Annotated in this window: 10 protein-coding genes and 1 pseudogene; 7 read left to right on the plus strand and 4 right to left on the minus strand. The window is 57.9% G+C overall.

Annotated elements, in window-relative coordinates; genetic code table 11:
* Window positions 1-59: 59 nt before the first annotated feature.
* Complete coding sequence (locus AB1287_RS04100; protein ID WP_435617029.1) at window positions 60-1,025, plus strand: FAD:protein FMN transferase; 966 nt, start codon at window positions 60-62, stop codon at window positions 1,023-1,025.
* Here the strand turns inward: AB1287_RS04100 and dcuR are convergent.
* Both dcuR and AB1287_RS04110 read right to left on the minus strand, forming a co-directional pair.
* Entirely contained in the window at window positions 1,006-1,725 is a 720-nt protein-coding gene (gene dcuR / locus AB1287_RS04105) for a two-component system response regulator DcuR (RefSeq protein WP_312624594.1), read from the minus strand. The two genes, AB1287_RS04100 and dcuR, sit on opposite strands and share 20 nt — an antisense overlap.
* On the minus strand, window positions 1,722-3,341 hold the full coding sequence (locus AB1287_RS04110) for a sensor histidine kinase (RefSeq protein WP_435617030.1): 1,620 nt from the start codon (window positions 3,339-3,341) through the stop codon (window positions 1,722-1,724). Before AB1287_RS04110 ends, dcuR begins: the two co-directional genes overlap by 4 nt.
* A 172-nt stretch (window positions 3,342-3,513) precedes the next feature.
* On the opposite strand from AB1287_RS04110, the gene AB1287_RS04115 reads away from it, so the two are divergent.
* The 4 genes from AB1287_RS04115 (at window position 3,514) to pheP (ending at window position 9,527) form a co-directional block, all read left to right on the plus strand.
* On the plus strand, window positions 3,514-4,431 hold the full coding sequence (locus tag AB1287_RS04115) for an N-acetylmuramic acid 6-phosphate etherase (RefSeq protein ID WP_435617031.1): 918 nt from the start codon (window positions 3,514-3,516) through the stop codon (window positions 4,429-4,431).
* A 279-nt stretch (window positions 4,432-4,710) separates the two neighbouring features.
* A complete protein-coding gene (locus AB1287_RS04120) occupies window positions 4,711-5,778 on the plus strand; it encodes a PQQ-binding-like beta-propeller repeat protein (RefSeq protein WP_435617032.1) in 1,068 nt (355 codons plus the stop codon).
* Window positions 5,779-5,835: 57 nt separating this feature from the next.
* Window positions 5,836-8,031, plus strand: coding sequence for a TonB-dependent receptor (locus AB1287_RS04125; protein ID WP_435617033.1), 2,196 nt, complete (start codon window positions 5,836-5,838; stop codon window positions 8,029-8,031).
* Between the two features lie 104 nt (window positions 8,032-8,135).
* Window positions 8,136-9,527 carry a phenylalanine transporter gene (gene pheP / locus AB1287_RS04130; RefSeq protein WP_435617034.1) on the plus strand — a complete coding sequence of 464 codons (1,392 nt, stop codon included), beginning with the start codon at window positions 8,136-8,138 and terminating at the stop codon, window positions 9,525-9,527.
* A gap of 42 nt (window positions 9,528-9,569) precedes the next feature.
* Here pheP and AB1287_RS04135 read toward each other — a convergent pair whose 3' ends face one another.
* Both AB1287_RS04135 and AB1287_RS04140 read right to left on the minus strand, forming a co-directional pair.
* Window positions 9,570-10,811: a mechanosensitive ion channel family protein gene (locus tag AB1287_RS04135; RefSeq protein WP_435617035.1), complete on the minus strand. Its 1,242-nt coding sequence runs from the start codon at window positions 10,809-10,811 to the stop codon at window positions 9,570-9,572.
* 64 nt (window positions 10,812-10,875) lie between these two features.
* A pseudogene (locus AB1287_RS04140) lies at window positions 10,876-12,290 on the minus strand (MFS transporter).
* Between the two features lie 108 nt (window positions 12,291-12,398).
* Between AB1287_RS04140 and AB1287_RS04145 the strand changes: the two are divergent.
* Complete coding sequence (locus AB1287_RS04145) at window positions 12,399-13,268, plus strand: helix-turn-helix transcriptional regulator (protein WP_435617036.1); 870 nt, start codon at window positions 12,399-12,401, stop codon at window positions 13,266-13,268.
* 26 nt (window positions 13,269-13,294) lie between these two features.
* A complete protein-coding gene (locus AB1287_RS04150; protein ID WP_435617037.1) occupies window positions 13,295-14,332 on the plus strand; it encodes a DUF2157 domain-containing protein in 1,038 nt (345 codons plus the stop codon).
* The last annotated feature ends 62 nt before the right edge of the window (window positions 14,333-14,394 follow it).

The raw sequence follows: 14,394 nt of genomic DNA on the forward strand, positions 1-14,394 counted from the left end.
GGTCAACCCATCCGGCAAACGCCACCAAAAGAGCCACCACCATGATGAGGGCAACCGCCATGCCAACAGACGATTCGGTTTACAGCTATTCCGCCGTTCTGATGGGGTCGCCCATCCTGCTGAAGCTCTTCTCCCACAACGAGCCGCTGGCTTCCCGCGTATTTGGCCTTATCAAACAGTACGAAGATTTGCTGACCGTTAACCGCGCGCAGTCGCAGGTGATGGATATCAATCACGCTGCCGGGGAACGTCCGGTGGCGGTCAGCCGTCCGGTGTATCAGCTGATTAAATGCGCCAAAGCTGCGAGTATGCTGCCCGGCAGCGCGTTCAACCTGGCGATTGGCCCGCTGGTCAAACGCTGGCGCATTGGTTTTAAAGGCGACAGCGTGCCGCCTGCGAATGAGATTGCGGTCCTGCTGGACGTCACCAGGCCAGAAGACGTCGTGCTCGACGATACCGCGCTGAGCGTGTTCTTAACCCGCAAAGGGATGGAAATCGATCTCGGTGCGATCGCCAAAGGCTACATCGCCGACCGCGTGCGCGATCTTCTGCAAAAAGAGGGCGTGACTGAAGGGCTGATCAATCTGGGTGGTAACGTCCAGACGCTCGGCACACCGCAGGGCTGCTGGAGCATCGGGCTGAAAAAACCGTTCTCGAATGCTGATGCGCTGGTGGGTGCGATGGAAATCGCCAACAAATCGGTGGTTACCTCCGGCACCTATGAACGCTACTTCGAGCAGAACGGCCAGCGCTATCACCACATCCTCGACCCGCAAACGGGTTACCCGCTGGATAACGAACTCGACAGCGTGACCATCATCTCCACCGACTCACTCGACGGTGATATCTGGACCACGTTGCTGTACGGCGCGGGCGTGGAGAAGGGCTGCCGGATGCTGAAAGGGCGCGATGATATCGAAGCGATTTTCGTCACCAAAGCGCGGGAAGTGGTGCTTTCTTCCCGTCGCCAGTTCCGCTTTACCCTGCTCGACGACAGCTATCGCCTTATTGACCGTACTGCTTGAGCAGGCCGTACTGTTCCGCCACAAGACGATAGCGATAGACCGGCCGCCCGGTGGCGCCGTAGTGAATGCTGGTGAACAGAATGTTGATCTGCGCCAGCCAAATCAGATACTTCCTGCATGATACCCGCGAAATATTGACCGCATTTGCCAGATCGTCGGTCGAAAACTCCGTGCCCGGATGGGCGTCAATCCACTGGCAAATGGTGCGCAGCGTCTGTGGCGTTAAGCCTTTCGGCAGCTTTTTGCTGTCGGCCACTTCCGGCGTGCCGCCGTGCAGTAGCCTGTCCACGTCAGCCTGCTCGTAATAAGCGTGCGCCCCCATCAGGTTTTTCTTCTCACGCCAGGCGGTAAGCGCCTCTTCAAACCGCGGGAACTGGAAGGGCTTGATCAGGTAATCGACCACGCCGTAGTGAATGGAGGTCTGGATCGTCGCGGCGTCGGCGGCAGAGGAGATCATGATCACATCAATCGCCCGCCCGGAGGCGCGGATCGCCGGCAGCAGATCCAGACCGTTGTCCTGCTGCATGTAGACATCCAGCAGGACCAGATCGATATCCAGCGCGGGATCGTTGACCATCAGCGTAGCCTGCGCCAGCGTGGAAGCGGTGCCGCAGCAGTGAAAACCGGGCACCCGGGCAACATACATCCGGTTCAGCTCGGTGACCATCGCGTCGTCATCAACAATTAATACATTTATCACGCACTCTTCCTTTCACTGTCCCACGGGAGACTGACAAAAAATTGGGTAAACACGCCGGGCTCGGATTCTACCGTAATCGTTCCGCCCAGTTCATCTAACTGCTGGCTGGCAAGGAACAGGCCGACGCCCCGGTTCTCGCCTTTGGTGGAGAAGCCCTTGGCGAAAATGGCCTCCAGATTGGCTTCGGGAATGCCGGGGCCGTCGTCACTGACTTCAATGGTCAGCCAGCCTTGCTGATAATGCATCAGCAGGCTCACTTCGCCTTCTTCCTGCTGGCTCATGGCGTCCAGCGCGTTTTCAATCAGGTTGCCGAGCACCGTCACCAGCACCGTCACCTGTTTTTCATTCGGGTTATCCGGCACCAGGCTTTCATCGGCCAGCTGGAGGCTAAAGCCACGCTCTTTTGCCCGGTTGATTTTGCCGAGCAGGAAGCCCGCCACCACCGGTGATTTCACCCGATGCTGAATGGCGCCGATATCGGTCTGATACGTCTGCGCGGTCTGCAATACGTACTCTTCAAGCTTATCGTAACTTTTCATGCTGAGCAGGCCGAGGATCACGTGCAGCTTGTTCATGAACTCGTGCGAGGTGGTGCGCAGGGCATCGACGTAGTTGACCATGCCGTCAAGACGCTGCATCAGCTGGCTGACTTCGGTTTTATCGCGGAAGGTGCTGATCGCGCCAATGACGCGACCCTGGCTGCGAACGGGCACGGTATTGCTGAGCAGCAGGCGACCGTTGCAGCCGAGCTCTCTGTCCTGAATGGGTTCGCCGCTGGCGACCACTTCGGTGAGGTTGTTGAGCAGCTGGGCCTGGCCCGGCTCGCCCTGGGCAATGCTTGATGAGGAGAGCAAAATCTGGCGAGCGGCGTGGTTTATCACCGTCACGCGACCCTGGGCGTCCACCGCCATCACGCCTTCCTTCAGCGACTGGAGCATCGCCTGGCGCTGCTGAAAGAGGCTTGAAAGCTCGGATGGCTCAAGGCCCAGCAGCTCACGCTTGAGCACCCACACCAGAAAACAGATGCCGATGCTCCCGACGACCATGCTGAACAGGACGCTCCAGATCACGCCCCAGCGTCCGCGGCTTATCTGTTCATCCACTTTGCTGAGCGAAATGCCGATGGCCACCACGCCAATCTGCCGGTGATTATCGTCATAGACGGGCGTAAACACGCGTAGCGCTTCGGCCAGCACGCCGTGGTTAATCGCCACGCTCTCGTGACCTGCCAGCGCCGGGTGGAGATCGTCGCCGATAAAGGGTTTGCCGATGAGGGTGTTATCCGGGTGCGAATAGCGAATGCCGCGCATGTCCGTTACCACGGCGAACAGCAGATCGTTGCGCGCCTGCACCGCGTGAGCGAGCGGCGCGATGGGGCTATCCTGCGGCGGCTGAAGCAGGCCCCGTTTTACTTCGGGGGAATCCGCCAGCGTTCTCGCCACCGCCAGCGCCGTTTCTTTTACGCCATCGCGCGTGGCGTTGCCAATCTGTCCGAGCCACAGGGCCCAGACGAGGATCAGCACCGTGCCTACCACGCTGCAAACCATCAACGTCACCAGGGTACTGAGTTTCATCCGCCGCTTTAGCGGGGCGGCGGCGAGGGGGGAATCGCTCATGTCGATCTCACGGCTAACCTCAAAGGGGTAATTATCGCCGCCGGGGCAGATTTTTTAAAGCCGCGTAAAAAAAAGGAAATTTACCGTGCGGGCGGGGAAGCGTGACGGCACTCGCAGGCTGTCGCTCAGAATAACCTTATAGTGAATAAGGACGCTAACCAAGGAGGTTGTCATGAGCATTAAGCCAATGAGTTCTGCGATGGAACGTCGCAACGCCGAAACCACCGGGATCGACAAGCTTTCGACCCACGATATGCTGGCGATGATCAACAGGGAAGACCGACTGGTCACCGATGCCATTGCCGCCTGTTTGCCGGAGATAACCCGTCTGGTGGACAACGCGACGGCAACGCTGAGCCGCGGTGGCCGCGTGATACTGGCTGGTGCAGGCGTATCGGGCCGTGCGGCCGTGCTGGCGGCGGGGGAATTTGCGCCGGACAATAAGCACTCGCTGCTGGCGCTGATGGCGGGCGGGCTGCAGTCGATGGTGCAAACCTCGGAGCTGGCGGCTGCAGATTACGATCGCGGGGTAAAAGATCTGGAAGCGATTGCCTTTAGCAACAACGACATGCTGATCGGCCTGAGCATCAGCGGTAAAACGCCGTGGGTCTGGGGCGCGCTGCGCCATGCGTGGTCGTTGGGTGCGAGAGTGGCAATAGTGACTCAGGATGCCAGCAGCGAAGCTGCTCAGTTAGCGGATATCGCCGTCGTGCCGCCAACCGGGCCGGAGGTTGTCGCCGGGTATAACAACCCGAAAGCGCAGCTGGCGCAAAAACAGATCCTCACCATGCTGACCACCGGGATAGCGATCCGCAGCGGGCGCGTTTACAGCAACCTGCGGGTTGACGTGCAGGGTAACACCACGCGCTGGCAGGAGCGGCAGATTGCCCTCGTGATGGAATTGACCGGCTGCCCGCGCGCGCAGGCGAAAGTCGCGCTGGCGAACGGCAACAACCATTGCCGCACGGCAATCCTGAGTATCATGACCGGGCTCGACGCTTGGCGCTCGCGTGAGCTGTTAAGTGACAACAACGACAACCTGCGTTTAGCGTTAATGGAGGCGCAGGAGAAGCAGTTGCACAACGCCTGACAGCCTGCCCGACGGGCCCGGTAAGGCAAACAGCAAAAATCCTCTCCCGAGAGGATTTTTTTTTGTATCAGCCTCCCTCGCCATGTGGCAGGTTGGCCGGGGAGAGGGCATCAGGCCGCACAGCTTACCTGCAGACGACACCTGCTTACCTCCATTCTAAAAACCGCTCAATACCTGATTTCCATCCATTCTCCCCGTGAATGTTTATGCTTGAAGAAATAAAGATAATACGTATAGTTCTCATTCTCTTTTTTATTTATCTTTTGCAGGGAACTTTTCATGAAACGTCAACTCACCGCGATGGCGCTTGCCTTTGCGCTGGCGGGCTGTGCTGCGCAGAGCACGAAAGCCCCGCAACACGCACCGCAGCTACAGGCTGCCGCACAAGCTGAACAGCTGACCCAGCGCGACCTTGCCGATGGCCTTTACGAAATGGCGCTGAGCCCGAAAGGCGATGCGCTGTATGTTTCCAGCGCTGAAGGCTTTAAGGACGTGCAGGGTGGAGTGGTCTATAAACTTGACCCGAAAACGCTGAAGACCCTCGGCGCGAGCCACACGGATCTGAAAAACTTCGGCATGACGATTTCTGACGACGGCCAGACGGTCTACGTCACTAACTCGCTGGACGGCGGCATCAGCGCGCTGAACACCGCTGACGGCAAGGTAAAAGCACGCCTGCTGTTCCCGGAGCGTAACGAAAAAGGGCTGCCGTACGGCGCACGCCAGGTGCTGCTGCATAACGACACGCTGTATGTAGGTGCGGTGGCCGATCCGGCGGTGATTTGGGTGGTGGACGCGAAAACGCTCAAATTAAAAAACCGTATCAAAAACACCGGCAAATGGATGACCGGGCTGCACTATTCGGCCAGTACCGGACGCATATATGCGGCTAACGGCGGTGGGGAAATCCTGGTCATCAATCCACGCAACAACCGCATTGAGCATCGCTGGAAGCCGCTGGGCGACAAACCTGCGCTGCTGCTGAACATCGCCGAAGACAGCGACACCGGCCGCCTGTTCGTTACCGACAACTCAAAAGCCAAAACGACGCTGGTGCTGGATATCCATAGCGGCAAGGTAATTAAGCAGCTGGATATCGGTGATTCGCTTGGGGTGGTGTTTAACCGTCACGAACTGTACGTGTCACAGCGCGAATCTGGCAAAGTGCTGAGCCTCGATGCCACCTCTTATGCGGTGAAAAAGAGTTGGGATCTGAAGCCGAATCCAAACAGCCTGCTCCTCTCCGCCGATGGTCAGACGCTGTATGTCACCGTCAAGCAGGCCTTCAATAAAGATCACTCGACCGATGGGCCCGATCGCGTCGTGCGCATCGCGCTGAATCACTAAAAAAACCGGCCCGGCAACGGGCCATTTTGTTTCACTTAGCCTCGTTAAAAGTCAATTATGCACAACACCAACTTTACGGCGTTTCGTAAAACGCTGCTCGCGCTTGCCATTGGCGCGGTTTCACACTCCGCTCTTGCGGCGGACACCTCAACCCCTGGCCCGAAAAAAGGCGAAGAAACCATGGTGGTTCAGGCCACCGAAGGCAGCGATTTTAAAGCAGGCGGCAACGATCTGGTGCCTGCGTTCCTCGACGGACAGGTTGCCCACGGCGGACGAATGGGGATGCTCGGTGAGCAGAACGCCATGGACGTCCCGTTCAACGTTATCGGCTATACCTCGAAGCTGGTAAAAGATCAGCAGGCGAAAACCATCGCTGACGTGGTCAGCAACGATGCCAGCGTGCAGTCCGTGCAGGGCTACGGCAACTTTGCGGAAACCTACAAAATTCGCGGCTTTGAACTCGACGGCGATGATATGACGATGGGCGGCCTGCCGGGCGTGGTGCCGCGTCAGGTGATGGACACCCAGATGCTTGAGCGCGTGGAAATCTTCAAGGGCGCGAACGGACTGATGAACGGCGCGGCGGGCAGCGGCGTCGGTGGGATGATCAACCTTGAGCCGAAACGTGCGGAAGATGCGCCAAACGCCAGCGTCGGCGTGGATTACACTTCCGATTCTCAGGTCGGCGGCACGGTTGACGTGGGCCGTCGCTTTGGCGACAGCAACCAGTTCGGCGCGCGCGTGAACCTCGTGCATCGCGAAGGTGAAACGGCGATCGATGCCGATAAGCGCCGCACAACGCTGGCTTCTCTGGGGCTGGATTACCGTGGAGATCGCCTGCGTACTTCACTCGATTTAGGCTATCAGAAGAAAACCTTCCACGGCGGCGAGATGGGGCTCAACATCACCGGCGTGAACTTCATTCCCGAGGTGCCGGACACAACGAAAAACTACAGCCAGAAGTGGGGCTACAGCGACATTGAAAGCGAGTTCGGCATGGCGAAGGCCGAATACGATTTGACCAGCAGCTGGACGACCTACGCGGCGTTCGGTGGGCAGCACTCCCATGAAATCGGCAGCTACTCGGCGCCGAAGCTGATTGACGAAAGCGGTGACGCCACCGTCGGGCGCCTCGATACCAACCGCATTATCGATGCGTGGAGCGGCATGGGCGGCCTGCGCGGTAACTTCGACACAGGCCCGGTATCGCACCAGGTGAACGTTGGCTATTCCGCGCAGATCAAAACGGATAAAACCGCGTGGCGCATGTCGGCCAACAACCCGACCACCAACATTTACGATAACCACGATGTTGCCAAACCGGACAACGCCTATTTCGGCGGAGACTACTACGACCCGCTGACGACCGCCCGCAGCCGCACGCAAGGTTGGCTGCTGAGCGACACGCTGGGCTTCTTCGACGACCAGGTGCTGCTGACGGGCGCTGCACGTCATCAGAAAGTGGTGGTGCGCAACTACAGCAATGTTACGGGCCTCGAAGATACCTCTTCCCGCTACACCGAAAGCCGCTGGACGCCAACTTACGGCATCGTCTACAAGCCGTGGAAAGAGATTTCACTTTATGCCAACCACACCGAAGCGCTGCAGCCGGGCGATAACGCGCCGAAAGGCGCGGCGAACTACGGCGAAAGCATGGGGATCCTGCATTCGAAGCAGAATGAAGTGGGCGTGAAGATGGACTACGAGCGCGTGGGCGGATCGCTTGCGCTGTTCGAAATCAAAAAGCCGTCGGCATTGCTGAACGGCGACAACAAATACGTGCTGGACGGTGAGCAGCGTAACCGCGGTATTGAGCTGAACGTGTTTGGTGAACCGGTGCTCGGCCTGCGCCTGAACGGCAGTACAACCTGGCTCGATCCGGAGATGACCAAAACCGCTGGTGGCACCAACGACGGCAACGACGCGATTGGCGTCTCCCGCTTCTACGCGGTGCTTGGCGGCGAGTATGACATCAAGCCGATTGAAGGCCTGACCGCAACGGCCAAAGTGAATTATACAGGTTCACAGTATGCAGACGCGGCAAACACTAAAAAGCTCGACAGCTACACTACGCTCGATCTTGGCGTGCGCTACCGTATGCGCGTCAACGCTGACCAGAACGACATGGTCTGGCGTGTGGGCGTGGATAACGTCACTAATGAGAAATACTGGTCCGGTGTGGAGAGCTACGGCACCTACATCTTCCAGGGCGAACCGCGCACCGTGAAGGTGACGATGAGCTACGATTTCTGATGTGACCCTCGTCCCGGCGGGATGACTCGCCGGGGCGGAACTTGCGACATCGTGGATGAAGTGTTAAAAGGTGCCCCTTCTGAAAAATGCGACAGGGGAACGACGTGAAAAACGCGTCATCGGCATCCGGTAATCCGCCAGCGGATGCGGCGTCAGAATCACAACCGACGCTTCAGCGCGGTCTGCAAAACCGCCATATTCAACTTATTGCCCTCGGCGGTGCCATCGGCACCGGACTCTTTCTCGGTATCGGACCTGCCATTCAGATGGCCGGGCCTGCTGTTATCCTCGGCTACGCCATCGCCGGTATCATCGCCTTTTTGATCATGCGCCAGCTGGGCGAAATGGTGGTTGAAGAACCGGTTTCTGGCTCATTTGCTCACTTTGCCTATAAATACTGGGGGCCGTTCGCGGGCTTTCTCTCCGGCTGGAACTACTGGGTGATGTTTGTCCTGGTGGGCATGGCCGAGCTGACCGCTGCCGGGATTTATATGCAGTACTGGCTGCCGGAGGTGCCGACCTGGATCTGGGCGGCAGCGTTCTTCATTATCATCAACGCCGTGAATCTGGTGAACGTGCGGCTGTATGGTGAAACTGAATTCTGGTTTGCGCTGATTAAGGTGCTGGCGATCCTCGGCATGATCGGCTTTGGCCTGTGGATGCTGTTCAGCGGCCACGGCGGGGAGCATGCGAGCTTCGACAACCTGTGGCAGCATGGCGGCTTTTTTGCCACCGGATGGCACGGCCTGGTGCTGTCGCTGGCGGTAATCATGTTCTCTTTTGGCGGGCTGGAGCTGATTGGCATCACCGCTGCAGAGGCTCGCGACCCGGAAATCACCATCCCGAAAGCGGTGAATCAGGTGGTGTACCGCATTCTGCTGTTCTACATCGGCTCGCTGGTGGTGCTGCTGGCGCTCTACCCGTGGGTGAACATTAAATCTGACAGTAGCCCGTTTGTGATGATTTTCCATAATCTTGACAGTAACGTGGTGGCATCTGCGCTGAATTTTGTCATCCTGGTGGCGTCACTCTCGGTGTATAACAGCGGCGTCTATTCCAACAGCCGGATGCTCTTTGGCCTCTCCGTTCAGGGCAATGCGCCGAAGTTCCTCACCCGCGTTAACCATCGCGGCGTGCCGGTGAATTCATTGCTGCTGTCCGGAGCCATCACCTCGCTGGTGGTGCTGGTGAACTACCTGCTGCCGCACGAAGCCTTCGGCCTGCTGATGGCGCTGGTGGTGGCCACGCTGCTGCTGAACTGGATTATGATTTGTCTGGCGCACCTGAAATTCCGCAACGCGCAGCGGAGAAAAGGGCGTGAGCCGACCTTCCGTGCGCTGTGGGCACCCGCCAGCAACTATCTGTGCATCGCCTTTTTACTGATGATTTTCGGCCTGATGCTGATGATGGACGATATGCGCCTGTCGGCTATTTTGCTGCCGGCGTGGGTGGTATTCCTGTTTGTGGCGTTTAAGGTATTAAGAAAACGCGCCTGATCGCCTGATAAAGAAATCCCGCCATCTGGCGGGATTTCTTTATTACACGGTGACGCCAGAAAGGGACCGAATATCATTCCCGGTCGGCGTCTGGTGAATGCGTAAACCAAACTCTTCCACCACCGCGAAAATATGGTCGAAAATATCGGACTGAATCCCTTCATATTCTGCCCACACTACGGTGTTGGTAAAGGCATATATCTCCAGCGGCAAACCGTTGGCATCGGGTGCCAGTTGACGCACCATTAAGGTCATATCTTTGCGAATTCTCGGATGATTGCGCAGATATTCATTCAGATAAACGCGGAAGGTACCGACGTTGGTCATTTTACGCCGATTAAGAATCGACTCGTCGCTGCCGTGCTCTTCGTTCCACTGACTAATTTCCTCATGACGGCTGTCCATATACGGCTTCAGCAGCTTCGCCTGAATAAGGCGCTGCTGTTCCTGCTCGTCGAGAAAATGAATGCTGGTGGTATCGATATTAATGCTGCGCTTAATGCGACGCCCGCCGGAGGCCGACATACCGCTCCAGTTTTTGAATGAATCAGACACCAGCGACCAGGTCGGAATGGTGGTAATGGTGTTATCCCAGTTACGCACTTTAACGGTGGTCAGGCCAATGTCCGTCACCGCGCCGTCCGCACCGTATTTTGGCATTTCCAGCCAGTCGCCAAGGCGCAGCATGTCGTTGGCGGAGAGCTGTATACCGGCGACTAACCCGAGGATCGGATCCTTAAAGACCAGCATTAAGACCGCCGCCATGGCGCCCAGGCCGCTGATTAGAATCGCCGGAGACTGCCCCAGAAGCAGCGAAATAATCAGAATGCCGACCAGAATAGCGCTGACCAGCTTGATCCCCTGAAATATGCCCTTAAGCGGCAGCTGCGATGAAAAAGTGAATTTCTGCGACAGGTTGAGCAAGACGTCGAGCAGCGAGAAAAACGCCAGCAGGGAATAAAGCATCACCCACAGCTGGGCGCAGGTCATCAGAATAGTTGCAGCGTCGCTGCCTTTTTGCAGCCAGAGTGCAGCCTGAACCTGAACGACTATCCCCTGAATCGTAAAGGCGATCCGATGAAATAACTTATTCTGGGTGATGATTTGCAGCCAGAAATGTTGACTCGCCTGTGCGCGTTTTTCGAAGGTGCGCAGTACTATCCTGTGTAATATCACGTGCAGGATAATGGCGGTCAGAAAGATAATGGCAAAAACGATCATCAGCGATGTGGTGTGGTTTATTTCAAGGCCCCATTTTTTCAGGGCAATAATAATTTCCTGCATAACTTCTCCTCTTTATCAGCGGTCATGATGACCGCTGAGAGAATAAGATGCAAATCGACGTCGATTATGATGTGAGCATTGGGCAACGGGTTAAATGGCGGCGGTAGCCCAGCGCCAGTGCCCCAAGGGCCAGCATCAGCACGACTTCAAGCGCCAGAAAGCCGACGATAGCGAGGGTGTAATCTCCCTGTGATGCCAGCGCCAGAAACGCGCTGCCAAGTACCGCAGGGCCAAGGCCCAGCGTCGATTGTTGCAGGGTGCTGAGGATGGCGCTCCCCGCGCCCGCATCCCCTGGCTGAATATCGCGCATGCCAATCCGGTAGAAGCTGTTGACGATCAGCGCCTGACCATAGCCAACCAGCGCAGTCGCCGGGGCCAGCGTCAGGGCATGGGTGCGCATGCCGAAATGCCAGAAGGTGAGCATCAGCAGCACCAGGCCGCTGATTTGTACGGTCAGACCGGTGAGCAGGATACGGCCCATGCTGTAGCGTGCGATCAGCTTCGGGGCGTACAGCGCCGAGACGAAATAGGCGATACCCAGCGCGATAAAGCTGTTGCCCGACTGCCACGGTGCCATGCCGAGACCCGACTGCATGGTCAGCGCCATGCAGAACATAAAGCCGGACCAGGCGCTGAAAAACAGCAGCGCGATCAGAATACCAAAGCGGATGCTCGGCAATTTCAGCAACCGTGGCGGCAGCAGCGGCGTTTGCCCGCGGGCTTCTTTCGCCAGCGCACTGCTGCGCATCAGCCACATCAACGGGATGAGCGCCAGCAGCATGAGCTTCAGCGCCCACGGCCAGTGCAGCTCCATGCCCAGCGCCATTGGAAACAGCAGGCAGCAGAGGATCGCGGCGAGATACAGCGTGCCCGGCCAGTCGATACCTGAAGGCGTTTCGCTGCGGGTTTCAGGTACGTAACGCTGGCTTAAGGCCAGCACGATAAGGCAAATCGGCACGTTAATGAAAAAGGCGTTCCGCCAGCCAAGCCCGGCGAAATCGGCCGATACCAGCCGCCGCCCATCTGTCCGACAATAAAGGCGATACCGCCAATGCCGCCGTACAGGCTGATGGCCCGGGCATGCGCGCTGCCTTTCAGCGTGACGTGCAGCGTTGCCAGAATTTGCGGCACGATAAGCGCCGCGCCTGCGCCTTGCAGCGTTCGGGCTGCCAGCAGCGAGTGAATCGACCCGGCCATGCCGCACAGCAGCGAGGCCACGCCGAACAGCGCTACGCCCCACATAAACAGCCGCCGCCGTCCGTAGTTGTCGCCGAGTTTACTGCCCATGGCGAGGCACACCGCAAAAGCAACGCCGTAGAGGGCGACGATAAGCTCCAGCTGCGTCGGGCTGGTGTGCAGCGAGCGGGTAATCGAATCCAGCGCAACGTTGGTGATAGAGGTGTCGATAAGCGGCAGCATCTGCCCGGTCAACAGCAACAGCAGACCGGCACGACCGGGTGAAACAGCAGACGTATTCATGGTGTTCTCCATTGCGTCATTCAGGGATCGGACGTAGCATCGCTGAATGAATAAACGGGTACCAGTTCCTGCTTATACTGGTACTGACACTACCCTGCTGGAGGTAACATGTCGCTGATCGTCCCCGTTGAGGCCGCACCCGCACGGCACGATGATAACCGAAAACAGCTTGGCGCCTTTTTACGTGCGCGGCGGGAAAGCCTTGACCCGCAGCGGCTTGGGCTTCCGCGCAGCGGCAGAAGGCGCACACCCGGCCTGCGTCGTGAAGAAGTCGCGATGCTGGCAGACGTAGGCGTCACCTGGTACACGTGGCTGGAGCAGGGCAGGGAGGTGAACCCTTCGACGCTGGTGATGCAGGCGATTGCCCAGGCCTTGCAGTGCAGCGCGCTGGAAACCCGACATCTGTTTGTGCTGGCCGGGCTGCCGCCGCTGGAATCCCTGCAGGCACCGCAGTGCGAAGGCATCAGCGCCGGAACGCGCAGAATGCTCGACAGCCTGATGCCGCAGCCTGCCAGCATTCAGAAACCCAGTTTTGATATCGTCGCCTGGAATGAGAGCTTCTGCCGCCTGATGGGCGTCGATTTCGCCTCAATCCCGGACGAAGATCGCAACTGCATCTATCTTTATCTGACCAACGATGCCTGGCGGACAAGGATTGCGAATCCTGACGTCCTGCCAACGTTTGTTTCCTATTTTCGGGCGGCCATGGCGGAGCATCGCGGTGAACCGGAGTGGGAGAACAAGCTTGCACGTTTCTTTGCCGCTTCTGCTGAATTTGAATCGCTTTGGCGTCAGCGATACGACGTGCGCGGCGTGGAGAATCAGATCAAAATGTTCAATCATCCGCAGTTAGGGATGTTCAATCTGCAACAAATGTACTGGTATTCCGCCCCGCGTAATGGATCACGATTGCTGGTCTATCTCCCGGTTGATGAAGCCGGGGAGCAGGCGCTGGCGTGGCTCGATAAACAGGGTTAATCGCCCGCTTACTTTCAGGGAAAGAGATGAACGTCCCCCGTAAACAGGAACGCATTATTCGCCGGGCGCTGGCCGACTGGCAGCAAACGGGCGCACTAAGCCCGGACGAAGAGGCGCGGCTTGCGGCTACCCTTAAGCCACAGCTTTTCGACTGGAAACGCCTCAGCCGCTATGCCTTCTGGACGGCGCTGGCCTGTGTGCTCATCGCGTTGGGCAGCCTGTTTGCCGACAGCTATCTGATGGCGGTACTTTACTCACTGTTTTCACATTCTGGCCTGCTGCGCATTGGCGTGCCGCTGCTGCTGGGCGCGCTCTGCTACCTGTGGGGCTTCCGGCGCCAGCGACGCGAGAGCCAATGGCACTACAGCACCGAAGCCATTCTGTTTCTCGGCGTGGTCTTTACCGCGCTGATGCTCTGGCAGCTGGGGGAAAGGCTCGATGACGGCAGCGGCCACATTGCACCGCTGTTTCTGGTGGGCTGCGCTATTTACGGCGTGGTGGGGTGGCTCGGCCGTTCGTCGCTGGTCTGGCTGTTTTTCCTGCTCGCGCTGGGCAACTGGTTTGGCGCGGAAACGGGCTATATGTCCGGCTGGGGCGCTTACTGGCTGGGGATGAACTTCCCGATTCGCTTTGTGCTGTTCGGCGGCGTTCTGCTGACGGCTTGTCTGCTGCTGGGCCGTATTCTGCGGGGGCGTAATCTGTTTACCGTCAGCAAAGCGATGGGGCTGACGTATCTGTTTATCGCGCTGTGGATCATGTCGATTTTCGGCAACTATGATGCCGACAGCTGGTACAGCTCAACCCATGCGGAGCTGCTGCCGTGGGCGTTGTTATTTGCCGTCGCCGCTGGCGTTTGCGTGTATATCAGCCTGAAAACCGACGACGGCATGCTGCGCGGCTTCGGCCTGACGTTCCTCGCCCTCAACCTCTACACCCGCTTCTTCGAATACTTCTGGGACGGCATGCATAAAGTGGTGTTCTTCCTGATCCTCGCCGTTTCTCTGGCGGCCCTTGGCAAATATGCTGAAAAAATCTGGCATGCGGGCGGGCAGGAAAATAAGTAGTCCATCAGCTTCACTGGTTTTTTCTCGAGCACGCTTCCCGTTTTGCACTTCCGTTCTGCTAT

Source organism: Scandinavium sp. UTDF21-P1B, assembly GCF_040750395.1.
In the GTDB taxonomy this organism is placed as follows: Bacteria; Pseudomonadota; Gammaproteobacteria; order Enterobacterales; family Enterobacteriaceae; genus Scandinavium.

What these genes read in the sequence shown, in the direction of transcription:
- AB1287_RS04100 (WP_435617029.1), top strand. Translation starts at nt 60, where the DNA reads ATGCCAACAGACGATTCGGTTTACAGCTATTCCGCCGTTCTGATGGGG.
- AB1287_RS04110 (WP_435617030.1), bottom strand. Translation starts at nt 3,341, where the DNA reads ATGAGCGATTCCCCCCTCGCCGCCGCCCCGCTAAAGCGGCGGATGAAA.
- AB1287_RS04115 (WP_435617031.1), top strand. Translation starts at nt 3,514, where the DNA reads ATGAGCATTAAGCCAATGAGTTCTGCGATGGAACGTCGCAACGCCGAA.
- AB1287_RS04120 (WP_435617032.1), top strand. Translation starts at nt 4,711, where the DNA reads ATGAAACGTCAACTCACCGCGATGGCGCTTGCCTTTGCGCTGGCGGGC.
- AB1287_RS04125 (WP_435617033.1), top strand. Translation starts at nt 5,836, where the DNA reads ATGCACAACACCAACTTTACGGCGTTTCGTAAAACGCTGCTCGCGCTT.
- AB1287_RS04135 (WP_435617035.1), bottom strand. Translation starts at nt 10,811, where the DNA reads ATGCAGGAAATTATTATTGCCCTGAAAAAATGGGGCCTTGAAATAAAC.
- AB1287_RS04145 (WP_435617036.1), top strand. Translation starts at nt 12,399, where the DNA reads ATGTCGCTGATCGTCCCCGTTGAGGCCGCACCCGCACGGCACGATGAT.
- AB1287_RS04150 (WP_435617037.1), top strand. Translation starts at nt 13,295, where the DNA reads ATGAACGTCCCCCGTAAACAGGAACGCATTATTCGCCGGGCGCTGGCC.